Source organism: Elstera sp. (assembly GCF_044372965.1).
Taxonomy (GTDB): Bacteria; Pseudomonadota; Alphaproteobacteria; order Elsterales; family Elsteraceae; genus Elstera.
Genome location: NZ_JBILQX010000028.1, coordinates 1 through 16,631 on the forward strand (window position 1 = coordinate 1; position 16,631 = coordinate 16,631).

The 16,631-nt window shown below is 62.5% G+C and carries 20 protein-coding genes; 9 read left to right on the plus strand and 11 right to left on the minus strand.

Features of this window, described 5'->3' with window-relative positions; genetic code table 11:
* Nucleotides 1–185 (minus strand): hypothetical protein (locus tag ACIQ36_RS05900; protein ID WP_395826821.1); only part of this gene is annotated, 185 nt, incomplete at its 3' end.
* Nucleotides 178–702, minus strand: a complete 525-nt coding sequence (locus tag ACIQ36_RS05905; protein ID WP_395826870.1) for a YqgE/AlgH family protein — start codon at nucleotides 700–702, stop codon at nucleotides 178–180. The genes ACIQ36_RS05900 and ACIQ36_RS05905, both read right to left, overlap by 8 nt.
* Before the next feature lie 88 nt (nucleotides 703–790).
* Here ACIQ36_RS05905 and ACIQ36_RS05910 point away from each other — a divergent pair, with 88 nt between their 5' ends.
* Together ACIQ36_RS05910 and ACIQ36_RS05915 are read left to right on the plus strand one after the other, a co-directional pair.
* Nucleotides 791–2,854 carry a protein-disulfide reductase DsbD family protein gene (locus ACIQ36_RS05910; protein ID WP_395826822.1) on the plus strand — a complete coding sequence of 688 codons (2,064 nt, stop codon included), beginning with the start codon at nucleotides 791–793 and terminating at the stop codon, nucleotides 2,852–2,854.
* Nucleotides 2,855–2,950: 96 nt separating this feature from the next.
* On the plus strand, nucleotides 2,951–3,433 hold the full coding sequence (locus ACIQ36_RS05915; RefSeq protein WP_395826824.1) for a peroxiredoxin: 483 nt from the start codon (nucleotides 2,951–2,953) through the stop codon (nucleotides 3,431–3,433).
* Here ACIQ36_RS05915 and ACIQ36_RS05920 read toward each other — a convergent pair.
* Nucleotides 3,430–4,116, minus strand: coding sequence for a TetR/AcrR family transcriptional regulator (locus ACIQ36_RS05920; protein WP_395826825.1), 687 nt, complete (start codon nucleotides 4,114–4,116; stop codon nucleotides 3,430–3,432). The two genes, ACIQ36_RS05915 and ACIQ36_RS05920, sit on opposite strands and share 4 nt — an antisense overlap.
* A 65-nt stretch (nucleotides 4,117–4,181) precedes the next feature.
* Between ACIQ36_RS05920 and ACIQ36_RS05925 the strand changes: the two genes are divergently transcribed.
* The gene (locus ACIQ36_RS05925; RefSeq protein ID WP_395826827.1) at nucleotides 4,182–4,766 is read left to right on the plus strand and encodes an NAD(P)H-dependent oxidoreductase; all 585 of its coding nucleotides are present in this window, start codon (nucleotides 4,182–4,184) and stop codon (nucleotides 4,764–4,766) included.
* 159 nt (nucleotides 4,767–4,925) lie between these two features.
* Here the strand turns inward: ACIQ36_RS05925 and ACIQ36_RS05930 are convergent, their stop codons facing one another.
* On the minus strand, nucleotides 4,926–5,828 hold the full coding sequence (locus ACIQ36_RS05930; protein ID WP_395826829.1) for a methyltransferase domain-containing protein: 903 nt from the start codon (nucleotides 5,826–5,828) through the stop codon (nucleotides 4,926–4,928).
* 74 nt (nucleotides 5,829–5,902) lie between these two features.
* On the opposite strand from ACIQ36_RS05930, the gene ACIQ36_RS05935 reads away from it, so the two are divergent.
* The 3 genes from ACIQ36_RS05935 to ACIQ36_RS05945 all read left to right on the plus strand — a co-directional run bounded on the left by ACIQ36_RS05935 (nucleotide 5,903) and on the right by ACIQ36_RS05945 (nucleotide 8,531).
* Nucleotides 5,903–6,706, plus strand: coding sequence for a DUF2272 domain-containing protein (locus ACIQ36_RS05935; RefSeq protein ID WP_395826830.1), 804 nt, complete (start codon nucleotides 5,903–5,905; stop codon nucleotides 6,704–6,706).
* Nucleotides 6,703–7,044, plus strand: coding sequence for an antibiotic biosynthesis monooxygenase family protein (locus ACIQ36_RS05940; protein WP_395826832.1), 342 nt, complete (start codon nucleotides 6,703–6,705; stop codon nucleotides 7,042–7,044). The genes ACIQ36_RS05935 and ACIQ36_RS05940 overlap by 4 nt, the downstream gene beginning before the upstream one ends.
* Nucleotides 7,045–7,175: 131 nt before the next feature.
* On the plus strand, nucleotides 7,176–8,531 hold the full coding sequence (locus tag ACIQ36_RS05945; protein WP_395826833.1) for an OmpP1/FadL family transporter: 1,356 nt from the start codon (nucleotides 7,176–7,178) through the stop codon (nucleotides 8,529–8,531).
* Between the two features lie 132 nt (nucleotides 8,532–8,663).
* Here the strand turns inward: ACIQ36_RS05945 and ACIQ36_RS05950 are convergent, their stop codons facing one another.
* The 5 genes from ACIQ36_RS05950 to phbB all read right to left on the minus strand — a co-directional run bounded on the left by ACIQ36_RS05950 (nucleotide 8,664) and on the right by phbB (nucleotide 13,176).
* Nucleotides 8,664–9,512: an AraC family transcriptional regulator gene (locus ACIQ36_RS05950; protein WP_395826835.1), complete on the minus strand. Its 849-nt coding sequence runs from the start codon at nucleotides 9,510–9,512 to the stop codon at nucleotides 8,664–8,666.
* Nucleotides 9,502–10,341: a ferritin-like domain-containing protein gene (locus ACIQ36_RS05955; protein WP_395826836.1), complete on the minus strand. Its 840-nt coding sequence runs from the start codon at nucleotides 10,339–10,341 to the stop codon at nucleotides 9,502–9,504. The genes ACIQ36_RS05950 and ACIQ36_RS05955 overlap by 11 nt, the downstream gene beginning before the upstream one ends.
* Nucleotides 10,342–11,112, minus strand: coding sequence for an Hpt domain-containing protein (locus ACIQ36_RS05960; protein ID WP_395826838.1), 771 nt, complete (start codon nucleotides 11,110–11,112; stop codon nucleotides 10,342–10,344).
* Between the two features lie 356 nt (nucleotides 11,113–11,468).
* Nucleotides 11,469–12,371, minus strand: a complete 903-nt coding sequence (locus ACIQ36_RS05965) for a DMT family transporter (protein WP_395826840.1) — start codon at nucleotides 12,369–12,371, stop codon at nucleotides 11,469–11,471.
* A 79-nt stretch (nucleotides 12,372–12,450) separates the two neighbouring features.
* Nucleotides 12,451–13,176 (minus strand): acetoacetyl-CoA reductase, encoded by a 726-nt coding sequence (phbB, locus tag ACIQ36_RS05970; protein ID WP_395826842.1) that lies wholly within the window; start codon nucleotides 13,174–13,176, stop codon nucleotides 12,451–12,453.
* Nucleotides 13,177–13,480: 304 nt separating this feature from the next.
* On the opposite strand from phbB, the gene ACIQ36_RS05975 reads away from it, so the two are divergent.
* From ACIQ36_RS05975 to ACIQ36_RS05985, 3 genes are read left to right on the plus strand one after another with little or no spacing between them, the layout of a single operon-like run.
* Nucleotides 13,481–13,924 (plus strand): DUF2975 domain-containing protein, encoded by a 444-nt coding sequence (locus ACIQ36_RS05975; RefSeq protein ID WP_395826843.1) that lies wholly within the window; start codon nucleotides 13,481–13,483, stop codon nucleotides 13,922–13,924.
* On the plus strand, nucleotides 13,924–14,166 hold the full coding sequence (locus ACIQ36_RS05980) for a helix-turn-helix domain-containing protein (protein WP_395826845.1): 243 nt from the start codon (nucleotides 13,924–13,926) through the stop codon (nucleotides 14,164–14,166). Before ACIQ36_RS05975 ends, ACIQ36_RS05980 begins: the two co-directional genes overlap by 1 nt.
* A gap of 47 nt (nucleotides 14,167–14,213) precedes the next feature.
* Nucleotides 14,214–14,714, plus strand: coding sequence for a hypothetical protein (locus ACIQ36_RS05985; protein WP_395826846.1), 501 nt, complete (start codon nucleotides 14,214–14,216; stop codon nucleotides 14,712–14,714).
* A gap of 1 nt (nucleotide 14,715) precedes the next feature.
* On the opposite strand, the gene rph is transcribed toward ACIQ36_RS05985, so the two are convergent.
* Both rph and dnaJ read right to left on the minus strand, forming a co-directional pair.
* Nucleotides 14,716–15,447 (minus strand): ribonuclease PH, encoded by a 732-nt coding sequence (gene rph, locus ACIQ36_RS05990; protein ID WP_395826847.1) that lies wholly within the window; start codon nucleotides 15,445–15,447, stop codon nucleotides 14,716–14,718.
* Between the two features lie 18 nt (nucleotides 15,448–15,465).
* The gene (gene dnaJ / locus ACIQ36_RS05995; protein ID WP_395826848.1) at nucleotides 15,466–16,629 is read right to left on the minus strand and encodes a molecular chaperone DnaJ; all 1,164 of its coding nucleotides are present in this window, start codon (nucleotides 16,627–16,629) and stop codon (nucleotides 15,466–15,468) included.
* Nucleotides 16,630–16,631: the final 2 nt, after the last annotated feature.

Below are 16,631 nucleotides of genomic sequence, written 5' to 3' on the forward strand. Positions count from 1 at the left end.
TTTAAAATATCTGTGCTGATTCTTGCGTTGAGTGTCTTGTGTTGAGTTTCTCCCTTTAAGTCAATCGGAATAATTGACAGTTTACGGGCAAAATTAATCATATCTTTACAATTCATAGGTATGGCCCGATAGCTTAATACTCTAAAAGCTATCTCCAAATACCTATCTGAAATCCCCTCACGCATGCCCCGCCTCACTCGACAACATCGTAATATCCACCCCCAGCTTCGCAATCGCGCGGTGCCATTTGGTGTCGAGGTCGGCGTCGAACAGCAGGGCGTCGTCGGGGTCTACGGAAAGCCAGGAATTGCTTTGGATTTCTTGATCGAGTTGGCCTGCGCTCCACCCGGCATAGCCTAAGGCCAGCAGGGCGCGGCGGGGGCCGGTGCCTTGGGCGATGGCGCGCAGCATATCGACGGTGGAGGTGAGGGCGACTTCTTCGGAGACGACCAGCGAGCTTTCCTCCAGCCGGTCGGTGGAGTGCAGCACGAAGCCCCGGCGTGGCTCCACCGGGCCGCCGAAGTTCACGCGCGGGCTGCCCGCCTCCTCGGCGGTCGCGTTCATTTCGAGCTGGCTGAACACGTCTTTGAACGTCATCGTTCCGGCGCGCTGGTTGATGATGAGGCCCATCGCCCCGTCGGCGGTATGCGCGCAGAGGAAGATCAGCGACCGGGCGAAGGGTTTTTCGGTCATCTGCGGCATGGCGATGAGGAATTGGCCAGTTAGGTATTGGGTATTGCTCACGGTGGGCTTACATCATCCAGGAAGTGTTAGGCGGATAGTGTGAAAGATGGGATACCCCCTGTCCATTGTGAAGCGCTTTTGTTGGGCCGTGCTGCTGAGCCTCCTTGTCGCAGGCGGCGCGCGCGCGGCTTCGACCGACTGGCAGGGCGACGGCAATGCCGCCGTTCGGCTGCTGACGGCCACCGAGGCCGTGGGCGGCGTGGACCGGGTCACGCTCGCCCTGGAATTCCGCTTCGCCCCCGGCTGGCACGGCTATTGGCGTACGCCAGGCGAGGCGGGCCTGCCGCCGACGCTGGATTGGACCGGCACGCAAAATCTGATTTCCGCCGACCCGCGCTTCCCCCCGCCGATCCGCACCACTCTCCTGGGCATCGAAACTTTCGCCTATAAGGCCGGGCTGGTGCTGCCGATCGACGCCAAGCTGCTCGACGGAAGCCAGCCGCTGCCGCTGAAACTGGGGGTCGATTACCTCGCCTGCGCCGAAATCTGCGTGCCCTACCGGGCCGATTTGGCGCTCACCCTGGCGCCGGGCGCGGCCAGCCCCGCGCCGGAAGCTGCCTTGATTGCGGCGGCGCTCGCAAAGCTTCCCCTCACGTCCGCACCGGCGGGGCTGACGGTGACGGCGGCGGTTCTGCACGGGGACGCGCTGCGCCTTACCCTGGCCTTCACCGAACCCCTGTCGGCGGCAGAACAGGCGGGGCTCGATCTCTTCTTAGAAGGCCCCGGCAGCCTCACCGCGCCGCGCCCGCAGGTCAGCGGATCGGGGGACCGCCTCGTCCTCGAAACCCCCTTACGCGGCGTTTCGGCCGATGCGGTGCTGAAGGACGGGCTCACAGCGACGCTGGTGGCGGGCGAGCGGCGCATTGAATTTCCGGTGACGCCCGTCGTCGGCCCTGCGGTTGGGTCCACCTGGGCGCTGATGCTGGGTGCGGCGCTGCTCGGCGGCTTGATTCTCAATCTCATGCCCTGCGTGCTCCCCGTGCTGTCGCTGAAAATCCTCGGGCTGGTCGGCAGCGGCGGGCGCAGTCGCGGCCAAGTGCGCGGCGATTTGCTGGCGATGGCGGCGGGAATTACCGTCAGCTTCCTGCTGCTCGCCGGGGCGGCGATTGGCGTAAAGCTCGCGGGCGGCGCGGTCGGCTGGGGCATTCAGTTTCAGCAGCCCTGGTTCTTGGCCGGAATGGTCGGCGTGCTGGCGCTGTTCGCGGGCTCCTTGCTGGGCGGGCGCGAGATTGGCTTGCCGGTGGCGGTCAGTTCCTGGGCGGGGGCTCTCGGCCAGGGGAGCCGGGGTGAATCCTTCTTTTCCGGCGTGGTCGCTACCTTGCTGGCGACGCCCTGTTCCGCGCCCTTCGTCGGCACGGCGGTGGGGTTTGCGCTCGGGCAAGGGCCGGTCGAGATTCTGGCGATTTTCCTCGCGCTTGCCCTCGGTTTCGCCGCGCCGTTTCTGCTGCTGGCCCTCTTTCCCGGTTGGGCCGCCCGTTTGCCGCGCCCCGGCGCGTGGATGGCCTGGGTGAAACGCGGCTTCGGGCTCGCGCTGCTGGGAACGGCGCTCTGGTTGCTGACCGTTCTGGCGGCCCTGGTCGCACCGCTCGGCGTCGGGCTGGTCGGCGCGATGGCGCTGGCCTTGGTTTTGGCGATGGTTCGCCTGCGCCGGGGGCTCGCGGTGGCGGTGCTCGCCGGGCTGGCCGGGATTGCGGCGCTGCCGTCGCTGGCGGCGCATCTCCTCCCCCCGCCGGTGGCGCGGGTGAGCGCGGATCGGCTGTGGAAAGCCTATTCGGCGGAAAATCTCGCAGCGGCGCGGGCGCAGGGGCAGGTAATTTTTCTCGATATCACCGCCGACTGGTGCCTGACGTGCAAAGCCAATAAGCTCGCCGTGCTGGACCGAGATGCGGCGCGCGACGGGCTCAGTGCTTCCGGCGTGCTGGCGTTGCGGGCCGATTGGACGCGCCCGAACCCGGAGATTGCGGAGTTTCTGAAGCGCTATGGCCGCTACGGGATTCCGTTCAACATTGTCTATGGCCCCGGCGCACCTGAGGGCATCGTTCTGCCCGAACTGCTGACGCAGGACGCGGTGCAGGCGGCCTTGAAACAGGCGGCGGGGATAAAATCGTAACCCGGCTTAAAATCCACACCCGGTCATACCGCTGACGCGGTAAGGGTTTAATGTTCACGCGCGCCCCACGGTGGGGCTTATGGAAAAGAGGACGACATGAGCGTTTCAATTGGCGACAAAATTCCCTTGGTCACTCTCAAGACGATGACGGCGGAAGGCCCGAAGGACATCACCACCGGCGATATTTTCGCGGGCAAAAAAGTTGTGCTGTTCGGCCTGCCGGGCGCGTTCACGCCGACCTGTTCGGCGAAACATCTGCCGGGTTTCATCGAAAAAGCGGCGGCTTTCGCCGAAAAGGGCGTGGATACCATCGCCTGCATCTCGGTGAACGATGCCTTCGTGATGGGCGCGTGGGGCAAGGCGCAGACTGCCGGCGATGCCGTGCTGTTGCTCGCCGATGGTAGCGCCGATTTCGCCAAGGCCATGGGCCTCGATGCCGATTTCTCGGCTTACGGCATGGGCATTCGCTGCAAGCGCTTCGCCCTGGTGGCCGAAGACGGTGTGGTGAAAGTGTTGAACGTCGAAGCGCCGGGGCAGTTCGAAGTCTCCAGCGCCGAGTATGTGCTGAACCAGCTTTAAGCGTTCGGTTCCTTCAGCCCCGCCAGCATCATCTGCACCATTAAGGCGCGGTCGGCGGGCGGGGCGATCGTGAAGCCGGGAATGCCGGGGGGAAGTTCCCCCTCGGCAATCTGCCCGTCGAGCAGCAGGCTGGTATAGCCGTGCTGGGCGGACCAGAGGGCGGTCGCAAGCTCTTCCGGGCGACGATCTTGGCGGAACTGCCCTGCCGCTTGGCCTTCGGCAATGACCGAGACCATTTCCGCAAACCCGTCATAGGCGGCTTTTTCCAACGCAGGATGCGCGCCGGTCGCGCATAGATCGACGTGGAACATGATGCGGTACGCGCCCGGCTCGGCCAGCGCAAAGCTGACGTAATTCATGCCCATCAAGCGTAAGGCCGCTTCCGGCGCTTCGGCGCGCGCCCGGTCGGCCAGCATTTCGCGGTGAAGCCGCTCAAAGCCCCGGCACGCAAGCTCGGCCAAAAGGTCGCGTTTTGAGGCGAAATGGCGATAGGCGGCGGTATGGCTGACGCCGACGCGCTCCGCCACTGCCCGCAGGGAAAATTCCGCCGAGCGCCGCTCCGCAATAAGGGCAGAGGCCGCCGCCAGCAGCGCCCCCGGTAAATCGCCATGATGAAACTTGCCCTCGGCCTTGCGGCGCGTGGGGGGAAGCTCGGGCGGAACATTTATGTTGCCATCGGTCACATAATCATTTTACAAAGTGACCAGTGGTAACACGAGCCTAAATCTCACCGCGCAGGAGCACTTCAATGGCGAAAATTCTGGTTTTCTGCGGCCATCCGCGCGGCGAAAGCTATTGCGCCGCGCTCGCCAAAGCCTATGCCACGGCGGCGACCGACGCGGGACATCAGGTGGTTCAGGTCGCCATCGCCGACCTGCCGATTACGCTCATGCCGCCCGATTACAAGGATTTCAAAACCAGCGGCGTGGTGCCGGAGTGGGTGGCGACGGCGCAGGCGCAGATTGCCGCCTGCGACCATTGGGTGATCGTCGCCCCGCTCTGGTGGGGCGGCATGCCCGCCGTCCTCAAAGCCTATATCGATGCCGTGTTGCTGCCCGGCTTCGCCTTCCGCTACCACAGTAAGGGTCTCGGTTGGGATAAGCTGTTGAAGGGCCGCAGCGCCCGCGTGATTATCACCGCCGATACGCCGCCCTTCATCTTCCGATGGTTCTGGGGCCGCCCGTTGGTGAAGCAGTGGAAAATCCAAATCCTCGGCTTTTGTGGCGTTAGCCCGGTCAAGAGCAGCTTTCTGGGCTCAATCAAAACCTCGACGCCGGAGAAGCGCCAAAAATGGCTGGCGGACATCGCCGATCTCGGGCGGTCGGCTGCGTAATCGGGGGCTAGCCCCCGAACCCCACCAAAGGGCGGCGGCCCTTTGGAAACGCGATATCGGAATTCCTAAGGGGGCTTCTTTAGCCCCGTTTCTTTTTTTATTTTAAAAAAAGAGGGGTTCGGGGAGCTTGCTCCCCGAGCGGGTACGGGCGGCAGCCCGCTAGCTGAGCTTCCGCTCGACCGCCCCCAACGCCTCCGACAGTCGGCTTTTCGCGCTGCCGGGGCGCATCGGGCGCGGCTGGCTCGCATCGGGAGCCCAGCCGGTGAGGAAGATGACTTCGAACCGCGCTTCGATGCGGCCATCGGGGGTGCTGAAGCGGTCGGCGTAATCGGCGGCGGCGCGGGCGAGGGTGGACCTGCGCCACGGGCGGCGCGGGCGACCGGCAAGGGCGTTGGCCTCGCCCATGCCGCGCAGGTCGCGCATCAGGGCCAGCACGTCCGGGTAGGAGACGGTCAGAATATCGCTATCGATGACGGGTAGGGCGAAGCCCGCGCGTTGCATCAGTCTTCCCGCGTCGCGGATATCGACCGTGGGCGAGGCGCGCGGAACCAAGGTTCCGGTTTCGGCGATTTCGGCGGCGGCGAGGCTGGCTTTGAGTTCTTGTAAGGTCTCCCCGCCGAAAATCGCGCCGAGAAACAGCCCATCGGGCTTCAGGGCGCGGTTTACTTGAATAAGCGCGCCGGGCAGATCGTTGATCCAATGCAGCGACAGGCAGGAGAGCACCAGATCGAGGCTGTTCTCTGCGATCGGCAACCATTCCTCATCGGCCACCAGGCGGGGCCCTGGGGCGCGGGCGATCATTTGCGGCGAGAGATCGGCGGTAATCAGTGTCTCGATGCCGCCGCGCCCGTTTGCGGAACGGGCCAAATCGCCGGTCCGCCCGCCCAAATCGAGCGCGAGCGGGAAGCGGCGGCGAATATCGTCGAGCCGGTCTAACAGCCGGTCACCGATTTCCTTGGTCAGAAAATCGAAGCGCCCATCGAACCCGGCGGCGGCGCGGTCGCGGTGCAGGCGCAGGGCGCGCCGATCGAAAATCTGAGACTCGGAAGCAGCGGTGGCCATAGACGGTTCCTTTCAGCCCTTGCCTGTAGCAGAAGCGTAAATTCTCGCCTATACCCTGAAGCATGATGACACGGTTGCGCGCGCCCCTCTTCGTGCTCGGACTGATCCCGCTCGCCGGGTGCGCCGAGATGAATTTCGCTCTCGATGGTCAACCCACGGCGCTCGCCTGCCCCGTGGAAGACAGTCTCGCCCTTAGGCGGCAGCGGATGGTCAGCACCGCGCTCGCGGAATGGCAGACGTTTGGTGGCGGGGTCATCGATTGGTCGAATGGTCGCCGCGAAGTGCTGGCGGAGGGGATCAAGGAAACCGATCCCCGCGTTGCCAGTGATATTCGCCGCTATTGGCGCGCGGTGCCGACGCCTCTGGCCCTGCAAGCCGCCGGGAACGATGGGAAATCGGGGCCGCTCGATGCGCCCTTTAGCCAAGCTTGGTCGGCGGCCTTCATCGGCTATCTCGCCTGCGCGGCGGGGGTTCCGGCGGGCGATTTGCCGCGCAACGAAGCCCATTTCGCCTATCTCGATGCAACGCTGGACGGCACCCCCGGCTTCACCGCCCAGCCGCCCGAAGCGGAAACCCCGCAGCCGGGCGATATTATTTGTGGCGACCGTTCCGCCCCCGAAGCGCGGCTCACCAGTTTGCTTCAGCGCCGCGCCGAGAAAGGGATTCCGCGCCCGATGCACTGCGATCTGGTGGTCGAAGTGCGCGACCGGCAACTCCGGGCGATCGGCGGCAATGTGAATGATAGCGTAACGCTCAGCCTCTACCCGATTGACGCCGATGGGCGCTTACTGCGCCTACCCACCCCCGATGCGCCCGGCTGGTTCGCCGTCTTGCAGGCCAGCTATCCCCCCCTCCCAGAGACGATTTCGCAACGATGATCTTCGCCAAAACCCCCGCGCCGCCCTATTGGGCCGTGATTTTCACCAATCAGCAGAGCGACGATACGGCCGGATACGCCGCGATGGCGGATACCATGGAAGAACTGGCGGCCCAGCAGCCGGGCTTTTTGGGAATCGAGTCGGTTCGAGGCGACGATGGAGCCGGGATCACAGTTTCCTATTGGCAGAGCGAGGCCGATATGGTGGCGTGGAAGGGCGTCACTGCCCATGTGATTGCGGAACGGTTTGGGAAGGAGCGGTGGTACAAGGGATACGGTACCAGGGTTGCGCAGGTAACGCGGGATTACGCCTTTGGGGCGGCGCGTGAGTCGGAATAGTCACTTTGTGGCTTTTTGGTAACAAGTCCTAAGAAAACCGCAAACTGCGACATTCGGACCCTGTTTGACCGTTTCCCATAACGTAAAGGGCATGCTAGTTAAGAAACAACAATATAAAAATCTGGGAGGAAATGATGAAGCGTTCTCCGATCAGCCGGACTTCCGCGCTGCTGGCTCTTACCGCTCTTGTAATGGCACCGAGCGCCTGGGCGGGCTCGTTTTACATTCAAGAGCAAAGCATCTCCGGTTTAGGCGCAGCAAACGCCGGCCAGAATGCCACGGGCTTTGATGCTAGCACTGTGTTCACCAACCCCGCCGGGATGACAAACCTTACGCGCTCGCAGTTCTCTGCGGGGGGTAGCTTGCTCGTCCTCGGCTCCAAGATTCGCAATGAAGGCTCGTCCGCGCGCCTCCCGGCTGCTTTGGGCGGCGCGACCGTCGCCATCACCGGAAAAGACGGGGATGACCCCAACTCTCCGGCGCTTGTTCCCGCCACCTATGGCGTTTGGGTTGTGAACGATGACGTGCGTCTCGGTTTCGGTGTGAATGCCCCGTTCGGGCTGGTTGGTAAATACGATCAAGGCTGGTTCGGTCGCTATAATTCGCAAAAATCGAAACTGGAAACGATCAACATTAGCTTGGTCGGCGCGTATAAGGTTTCGCCGAAATTCTCGGTGGGCGGCGGTATCGATATTCAACGCGCCCGCACCGTTCTGACCGGGGCCGTGCCCGCCATTGCGGGCCTTCAGGGCCTCAGCGCTGCGCAATCCCAAGCTTTCATCGGCTCGGTCGGGGGTGTTGGCGGTCTTTATAATAGCAATACCGACAGCCTGTTTGCGGTTGATGCTGACGGCTTTGCCGTCGGGGGCAACCTCGGGCTAACCTGGAAGCCGGTGGATGAACTGACGGTTGGTTTGACCTACCGCAGCCGCATTAAGCACACGGTGGAAGGCGATTTCGCCTTTCAACGCGGCGCAACGAAGAGCCGCTCGGGCTCCGCTGAAATTTCGGTGACGACGCCGGATATCATCGGCCTTGGTGCCGCGTGGCGCGTTAATCCCAAGTGGGAACTGTTGGCCCAGGCCAATTATTTCCACTGGAGCAATTTCGATAAGATCGACATTAAGTCGAATGGCACGACGGTGACGGTTGAGCAGCAAGATTATAAGAACAGCTACTCGATTGCCCTCGGCTTTAACTATAAATGGTCCGATGCGATCATCCTGCGCGCCGGCACCCAGTTCGACCGCACGCCGGTCACGGATCAGCACCGCTCGACGCGCGTGCCCGATGGCAACCGGATTTGGTTGTCGGTTGGGGCGAGCTATGATGTGACCGACAATATCTCCATTGATGCGGCCTACGCGCATATTTTCGTGGATGACGTCAAGATCGATCAAACCTCCAGCACGGGCGCGCGCACGCGGGCAACGATGACGGATGGTTCCGTCGACATTCTGTCGATGGCCTTGCGCTACAAGTTCTAAGCTGTTGACGGGGCTGGTTTTCCAGCCCCGTGCAGACCGATTGAGAGACCCTAGAGCCTCCCCTATTGTTGGCGTGGCTCTAGTTCCTCCCCGCCTCGGGACCCCTTCCAGTTTTAGCCGGAAGGGGTTTTTTTATGGGACAAGGGCGCGCCGGAACTGGCCGGGCGTGACCCCGCGAAAACTTTTGAAGGCGCGGGTCAGATGGGCTTGGTCGGAAAAGCCGCAGTCGGCGGCCACGGCGGCAATCGTGTTTCCTTGGCGCAGCGCCTGTTCGGCCCGCTGCAATCGCACCAGCTTTTGATAGGCGTGGGGGGGAATGCCATAGGCCGCCCGAAACCCCCGGATCAATTGAAAGGCGCTTAACCCGGTCTCGGCCCCCAGATCATCAAGGGAGATTGAGGCGGCGGGATCATCCCGCAGCCGTTCGGCGGCGCGGCGAATAGCTGGGAGCGCCCGCGCCGCGCCGCGGACCGCGCGCCCAATGCTATGGCGCTGGATAAGCGCGGCCAGTACCGACAGCAAGGCGGTTTCCCGCTCTAAGGTTTCCCCTTCGGCGAGCTGCGCAAAAACCCCGGCGCAGAGGGCCGCCAACGCAGGATCTTGAAGGATCGTGTCGCGGAACTCAGGCAACCCGTCGGAGGGCCGGAAACCGCTGCCTTCCGCAGCGCGCAGCATGAGAGCCGGATCGAGATAGAGCATCCGATACGCCCAGCCTTCTTCGACGGCAGCATAGCCATCGTGCACCTCGCCCGGATGCACGAGGGCAAGATTGCCGGGCGTCGCGAAATGGCGCGCCCCCCGCGTGTGAAACCCCTCGACGCCGCCGGTGATGACGCCAAAGACGTAGCGATCATGCGTGTGGGGCGCAAAACTATGGCGGCGAAAGCGTGCCAGCAAAACCTCGGTGTCCCCCTCCGGCACGCGCCAAAACCGGGTAGCCTCGCCTTCGGTTAGATGATCGTGTAGATCGTCATGGGACATGGGCGAGCGCGTCCCCCGAGAGGGCAAGCGGCGCGTACCAGTCGCCGGGAAAACCGGCGGTCGCCCGGGCTTCATCGTTGAACGGCGGCTTCAGCGCCCCGCGAAAATGCTGGCGAATGAGGGTTTGCCAGGCGCGCCGCGGGTCGTCCAGGCCGCGCGCGGCGGCGAGCCATAGGAACCAGCGGTTGCCAAGAGCGACATGGCCGATTTCATCGCGGTAGATGCGCTCCAGCACCTGGGCCGAGGTTTCATCCTCCACGGCCCGCAGCTTTTCGATCATCATCGGGGTCACGTCCAGCCCGCGCGCTTCGTGAACCATGGGAATAACGGCGAGCCTAGCCAGCGCATCGCCTGCGGTTTCCTGCGCCGATTGCCAAAGCCCATCGTGTGCAGGCAGATCGCCATAGGCCGCGCCGAGATCGGCAAGGCGAGCGGCGAGAAGCGCGAAATGTTCGGCTTCGTCCGCGGCGACGGTCAACCAATCGGCGGCAAAAGCGGGGGGAAACTGCGGGGCGAACCGGGCGACGATATCCCACGCCAAATCAACCGCGTTCAGTTCGATATGGGCGAGGGCGTGCAGGAGGGTCACGCGTCCGCGCACGCCGCGCGTCAAGCGCCGGTGCGGCATGGCGCTGGGGGAAACGAGCGTGGGCTGATCCGGGCGCGCGGGCCGATCGGGTATGCTGCTCACGCTCCCCACCGAAAGCGTGCCCATCGCCCACACTTGCACTGCCGCCCGCGTTAGCCGAACTTTCTCAGCCGGATCGGCGGCGGTCAAAACCGCGAGCGCCGCCGCCGCAAGGCTGGCGAAGCGCGGCGTTTCGTCCATTTAGGTAATCGAAAAACGCGATAGGGCTTCGGCCAGATCGTCGCCGAAATGACCGCCTTTGCGGATAATCGCGGCGCGCGTCGGCAGCCCTTCCAAGGAAGGATCACCCCAGCCGAAGCTGGTGAGCAGCGCGAAGGGAATATCTTGTGTCGTCGGCATCGCCAGAATCGCACAGGCAAGATCGATCCCGCTCAACTCGTCCAGCATCGCCGAGGCAATGACCAGATCGGGTTTTAAGCGCACAGCCATTTCCAGGGCTTCGAAGCTTTTGCTGACGTTCACCACGCGGTAGCCGCAGGCCATCAACTCCCGCTCCACAATGCGCCCGGCGGAGCGCTGCGGCGAGACGAGGAGAATAACAATATCGAGCAGTTTTATATCGTTAACGTCGAACGTGCGCACTGTTGGCAGTTGCCGCACAACTTCGCGCAACGAGGGGGCGGGGGTTTCGTCTTGCACCGTATCGAGCGTGATGCGCAGCAGGTCGGTAAAGGCCTGCAACCCATCCAACTCGCGGTCGCCGATTTGGTCGACGCCGTCCACGTAATCGGCCATCTGGTGCAAGATCACGTCGGCGGCCATCAAGCCTACCGAGCGCGCGCCGATGCGCAGATTGTGGAAATGGCGGCGCATGGCTTGAATGGCCTCGCCTTGTGGCACGAGATCCGAGCGCACATTGCCCAACATCACGTCGATTTCATTCGTGATATCGCGGGCTTCGTCGATGAATTCGGCGCGGATATGCTGTTCGAGGGTATCGTCGATGGCCATTTCTCTGCCTAGCGCTGCTGCCTAAAACCTTAACGGCCCCACACTAGCGCAACCGCTCGCGCTTGGCGATAGCAAGAGGCGCGAGTCGGGCTTGTCACGAAACGTTAAAGACAAGCGCTGTTGCGCCGGACTCCTCGGTTGGTTAGACTCCGTCTTGTTGTTTCTCACTGACAACCGAAAGGAGGTGATCCTGTGTCTACCCACCAAGGGATTTTCAGTCTGGCAGGATCTGTACACTCAAGGCCTGCCCGCTCTGACGGGGACACCTTTTGCTTTCGGAGGTCCGAAGCAGTTTAGTTTCCCCCATCCCATCGGACGGGAAAGGGCCGCTCGCACGCCGAGCGGCCCATTCTATTTTAGGCGGGGGACTTTTTGCCGCGCAACGCATCACTGCCCGCCAGCACGGCCCCGCCGACGATCAGCACGGCGGCAAAGAGAACGTCGAGCGTGATCTGTGCCCGACCGCCTAAATAGAGCCCGAGGGTGGAAAGCAGCGGTGTAGCGTAGGAAGCCGCTCCCAGCGCGCGCAACAGGCCGCGTTTAATGCCAATATCCCAAAAGAAGAAGGCCGCGCCCAAGGGCCCTGCCCCCATAATCGCCATAATTAGCCAATCGTGCGCACTGGGGATGTAAACCGCCTCCAAGACCAGATGACACAGGCCCGCCAGAAGCGCGGTGACAAGGCAGAGGGCGGCAACGAAATCGGTCGGCACTGCCGCGCAATAGCGCCGGGAGAGCACCGAATAACCGCCCCAGCACAGCGCGGCCCCGAGGGCGGCAAGATAGCCGGGCAGAAACTCGATCTGGACGGCGAGCGCCGGGCCGCCGACGAGCAGCACTGTGCCCGCCAAGCCCAAAACCCCGCCGACGCAGTGAAACCAGCGTAAACGCTCGCCCGGCAAGAACGCCGAGAAAACGACAATACACAGCGGCCAGAGATAATTAATCAGATTGGCCTGCACGGCAGGGGCAGCGCGTAAGGCGACGAAAAACAGCAGATGATAGCCGAACAGCCCGCCGACGCCGATGGCCCAGGCGCGCGGGCTTTGGGTTGCCCAGGCCGCAACGGCTTTCCGCCCGGTGGCCCCGCGCAGCAGAATAAAGCCGGTGCCGACAATCCCGGCGAGGCCGAAAGTGATCGCGGTCAGCAAAAACGGCGGCACCGGCCCCGCCAGCGTCGCGAGCAGCGCGAGACTGCCCCAGAGAAGAATTGCCACGCTGCCCAGAAGCGTCGCCGCGCCGACCGAAGACCCTGCCATTTAATCCCCATTTCCATAAAAAGAGGGAGGCCGCGGCCTCCCTCCCAATCACGCCGTAGTTCCAACAGGTTTCGGCGGCTTACGCCACCATATATTGCCCGCCGTTGACCGAGATCGTCGCTCCGGTAACAAAGCTCGCATCGTCGCCCACCAGAAATAGTACCGTCCGAGCGATATCATGGGCAAAGCCCAAGCGCCCGACCGGGATGGTGGCGATGATCTTTTTCAGCACGTCTTCCGGCACGGCAGCGACCATATCGGTATCTACATACCCAGGGGCGACGCAGTTGGCGGTGATGCCCTTCGCCGCGCCTTCGAACGCTAGCGCCTTGGTGAAGCCAATCATGCCAGCTTTCGCCGCGCAATAATTCACCTGACCATATTGACCGCGCTGACCATTGACCGAACTAATCTGGACGATGCGGCCAAAATTGCGCTCGCGCATCCCTTCGTAGACCGTCCGCGTCATCGTAAAGCACGATTTAAGGTTGGTGGTGATAACATCATCCCACTGTTGTTCGGTCATGCGGTGGAACGTGGTATCGCGCGTGATGCCCGCGTTATTAACCAGAATATCGACCGGACCCAGCGCCGCTTCCACGCGCGCCACGCCCGCCTTGCAGGCCTCGAAATCAGCCGCGTTCCATTTTTCCGCAAGAATTCCGGTTTCAGCCGTGAATTTCGCCGCCGCTTCGTCGTTACCGCTGTAGGTCACGGCGACTTCATTGCCTGCCGCTTTAAGCGCCTTGGCAATCGCAGCCCCAATCCCCCGAGTCCCGCCCGTTACTAATGCTACCCGCGCCATGACCGTCTCCCTTATCGCTTTTTCGGGCGCTGTCCCGCGCACCGTTCCGATCTTAGCAAACCACAAGCGGAGGTTTCAGGAAAGCGCGGTTGCCCACAATCGGCGGCGAAGCGTTTCGGTCGTACAGATTATTATTTCATGTTTTTCATGAAAAATAGATTGATAAACGAGAATATCGCCCTTAAGCTAGGGGGCACTGAAACAAGGTATCCTAAATATGATCCCTCCCCCCGAGAGCCTTACTCGCCTGGCGCACCGTGCTCATTGCGTCGTCACCCTACTCATGTGGGGGTGGCCGGTGTGGATGATCGGTTTTACCTATTGGGTGATGGAGCATCGGCTACCGGAACTTCAGGACAAATGTTCCCCTGGTGTCTTGCCGGTTCTGAGTTGGACGGGGAAGAGCCTCATTGCGGTGGGCGTACTGTTTACCGCAGCGGCGCTGTTCTATTCCTTAGGTCAGGTGCGGGTTTTGCTCGCCGAATATCGGGAAGGGCGGGTGTTCGAGCCGCGCGCGGCGCGGCAACTAACCTGGATCGGTAAGCTCGTGCTGATCTGGTGGATCGGCAATCCATTGAGTGAAATGCTTTTGAGCACGGCGCTTTGGGCGATTGGGGAAGTCGGGATCGATGACATTAGTACCGAGCCCGATTTTATCTTTCTGCTCTTCGGGCTTCTGCTCTACGTTCTCGGCAGGATCATGGCCGAAGCCGTGCGCGTTTCGGAAGAACAGAAGTTGACGATCTAATGGGGATTATCGTGCATCTCGATGTGATGTTGGCGAAGCGCAAAATGCGCCTCGGCGACCTTGCCGAAAAGATCGATATTTCCATTCAGAATCTCTCGATCCTCAAGACCGGCAAGGCGAAAGCGGTGCGTTTTTCCACCCTTACCGCGCTCTGCCGGGCGCTCGACTGCCAACCGGGTGACCTGCTGGCGTTCGATCCTGACGCGCCCGACGATGCGTCGGAGCCGTCCGACGGGGGCTGACCCGTCCCGCCTTAGCGGAGTTTTTTTGATGTTTTGGAGTATGATCCATGTCCTTGCCACGGCAGCGTCGCGGCGAAATACGCGCGCTTGTTCTGAAGCCAGCCCAGTCACGTCCTTGGCGCGACCGCTTACCCCTTTTGGCGTTGGTGGCGGGGGCGGCGTTGACCCTGTTAGCCCTGCTCGAAAACGCCCACGCCGCCCCGCCGCCGCGCCCGGCGCTGCCCGATCACGCCCAACCCATGACGGCGGGTGAGTTGAAAATCCTCACGGCCCATCCTGCCACCTATCGGAACCGCGATCCCGCCGATCCGGTGAGCTATACAATCCGTCCGGACGGCAGCCTGACGGTGATGTTAAATCGCGGTAAAGATGCGCTCGATGGGAAGTGGAGCCTTGAAGCCGACCGCTTTTGTATTCGCATCGGTTGGTTCTACAAAAGCTGCTCGGCGGCCTGGCGCGTCGGCGAGGCCAGCTATTTCTTCTGGAGCGACGAAGATGAGGACGAGACCAGTAGCCTCGCCCATAATACCTATGATCGGTTGCGGTAAACTACCCCATCACCGCCTTACGCTGGAGCGAGACCAACTGGCCGATGCCCTGTTTGGCGAGGCGCAGAAGCTCGGAAAACTGCTCTTCGCTAAACGGGTCTTGCTCGGCGGTGCCTTGGATTTCCACCAGCCCGCCGCGCCCGGTGAGCACGAAGTTCGCATCGGCTTGGGCGTTGGAATCTTCAGCATAATCGAGGTCGAGCACGGCCACGCCGTTATAGAGCCCGCAGGAAATCGCGGCGACTTCGGCCTTGAGCGGCAGCGCGGGGATCACCTTACCATCGACCAGTTTGCGCAGGGCGAGATGCAGGGCGACATAGGCGCCAGTAATGGAGGCGGTCCGCGTGCCGCCGTCGGCCTGGATTACATCGCAATCAATCTTGATCTGCCGTTCGCCCATCTGGGTAAGGTCGGTGACGGCGCGTAAGGAGCGACCTATGAGGCGTTGGATTTCCTGCGTGCGCCCGCTTTGCTTGCCCTTGGCGGCTTCGCGGTCCATGCGCGAATGGGTGGCGCGCGGCAGCATGCCATATTCCGCCGTTACCCAGCCCTTGCCGGTATTGCGCAGAAACGGCGGCACTTTTTCGTCAATCGACGCGGTACACAAAACATGCGTATCGCCGAAACGCACCATGCAGGAGCCTTCCGCATGTTTGGCGAACCCCGGCTCTAGGCTGACAGCGCGCAGTTGGTCGGCGGCGCGGCCCGAGGGGCGGCGGAAGGCGGTGGTCATACCGATAGTCTCCAATGATTATTCAGACGCCGAACCCGCGAAGAATTCCTTCACGCGCTGGAAAAAGCCCGAGGATTGCGGGTGCGTTTGATCGGCTTCGCCCGCCGTATCGAACTCCCGCAAAAGCTCCTGCTGGCGCGGGGTGAGATTGACCGGCGTTTCCACGGTCGCCTCAACATACATATCGCCGCGCTGGGTGGAGCGCAGGACCGACATGCCCTTGCCGCGTAAGCGAAACTGATGCCCCGCTTGGGTGCCGGGCGGAATGGTGATCTTGACCCGCGACCCATCGATGGACGGCACTTCGATCTGCCCGCCCAGCGCCGCCGTCGTCATCGGAATCGGCACGCGGTAGAAGGTATTCGCCCCGTCGCGCTGGAAAATCCGGTGCGCAGCAATCGCTAGGAAGATGTAAAGGTCGCCCGCTGGCGCGCCGCGCACGCCCGCTTCGCCTTCGCCGGTCAAGCGAATGCGCGTGCCTTCCTCAACCCCCGCCGGGATGGTGACGGAGAGGGTTTTTTCTTTGCGCGTCCGCCCGGCCCCGCCGCAGGCTTTACAGGGTTTTTCGATCACTCGGCCCGCACCGCCGCACGAGGGGCAGGGGCGCTCGATGGTGAAAAAGCCTTGCTGGGCGCGCACTTTACCCGCGCCGCTACAGGTGGGGCAGGTGATGGGTTTGGAGCCCTGCTCCGCGCCCGATCCGTCGCACACTTCGCAGACGATGCTGGAGGCCACTTGCACCTTGGCCGTGGTGCCAGCGAAAGCATCTTCCAAGCTGATTTCGAGATTATAGCGCAGGTCCGCGCCGCGCCCGCTGGCCCCGCCGCGCCCACGCTGGCCGCCGCCACCCATGAACTCGCCGAAGACTTCATCGAAAATATCGGCAAAGCCGGAGGCGAAGTTGAAATCGAACCCGCCGCCTGCCCCCGCACCCGCGCCGCGCCCGGCCCCAGGGCCTTCAAACGCGGCATGGCCGAAGCGATCGTAAGCCGCGCGCTTATCATCGTCGCGCAGCACGTCATAGGCTTCGGAGATTTCTTTGAATTTCAGTTCAGCCGCGGCATCGCCCGGATTGCGGTCCGGGTGATACTGCATCGCAAGCTTGCGATAGGCTTTTTTGAGCTCGTCGGCGCTGGCGGTTCGCGCGACACCGAGCAGCTCGTAATAATCCTGTTTAGCCATGC

Excerpts from the sequence above, each read along its gene's own strand:
- ACIQ36_RS05960 (WP_395826838.1), bottom strand. The coding sequence starts at position 11,112 with ATGGCCATCGACGATACCCTCGAACAGCATATCCGCGCCGAATTCATC.
- ACIQ36_RS05950 (WP_395826835.1), bottom strand. The coding sequence starts at position 9,512 with ATGTCCCATGACGATCTACACGATCATCTAACCGAAGGCGAGGCTACC.
- phbB (WP_395826842.1), bottom strand. The coding sequence starts at position 13,176 with ATGGCGCGGGTAGCATTAGTAACGGGCGGGACTCGGGGGATTGGGGCT.
- ACIQ36_RS05910 (WP_395826822.1), top strand. The coding sequence starts at position 791 with ATGGGATACCCCCTGTCCATTGTGAAGCGCTTTTGTTGGGCCGTGCTG.
- ACIQ36_RS05955 (WP_395826836.1), bottom strand. The coding sequence starts at position 10,341 with ATGGACGAAACGCCGCGCTTCGCCAGCCTTGCGGCGGCGGCGCTCGCG.
- ACIQ36_RS05940 (WP_395826832.1), top strand. The coding sequence starts at position 6,703 with ATGATCTTCGCCAAAACCCCCGCGCCGCCCTATTGGGCCGTGATTTTC.
- ACIQ36_RS05945 (WP_395826833.1), top strand. The coding sequence starts at position 7,176 with ATGATGAAGCGTTCTCCGATCAGCCGGACTTCCGCGCTGCTGGCTCTT.
- ACIQ36_RS05905 (WP_395826870.1), bottom strand. The coding sequence starts at position 702 with ATGCCGCAGATGACCGAAAAACCCTTCGCCCGGTCGCTGATCTTCCTC.
- ACIQ36_RS05980 (WP_395826845.1), top strand. The coding sequence starts at position 13,924 with ATGGGGATTATCGTGCATCTCGATGTGATGTTGGCGAAGCGCAAAATG.
- ACIQ36_RS05975 (WP_395826843.1), top strand. The coding sequence starts at position 13,481 with ATGATCGGTTTTACCTATTGGGTGATGGAGCATCGGCTACCGGAACTT.
- ACIQ36_RS05985 (WP_395826846.1), top strand. The coding sequence starts at position 14,214 with ATGTCCTTGCCACGGCAGCGTCGCGGCGAAATACGCGCGCTTGTTCTG.
- ACIQ36_RS05925 (WP_395826827.1), top strand. The coding sequence starts at position 4,182 with ATGGCGAAAATTCTGGTTTTCTGCGGCCATCCGCGCGGCGAAAGCTAT.
- dnaJ (WP_395826848.1), bottom strand. The coding sequence starts at position 16,629 with ATGGCTAAACAGGATTATTACGAGCTGCTCGGTGTCGCGCGAACCGCC.
- ACIQ36_RS05915 (WP_395826824.1), top strand. The coding sequence starts at position 2,951 with ATGAGCGTTTCAATTGGCGACAAAATTCCCTTGGTCACTCTCAAGACG.
- ACIQ36_RS05965 (WP_395826840.1), bottom strand. The coding sequence starts at position 12,371 with ATGGCAGGGTCTTCGGTCGGCGCGGCGACGCTTCTGGGCAGCGTGGCA.
- ACIQ36_RS05930 (WP_395826829.1), bottom strand. The coding sequence starts at position 5,828 with ATGGCCACCGCTGCTTCCGAGTCTCAGATTTTCGATCGGCGCGCCCTG.
- rph (WP_395826847.1), bottom strand. The coding sequence starts at position 15,447 with ATGACCACCGCCTTCCGCCGCCCCTCGGGCCGCGCCGCCGACCAACTG.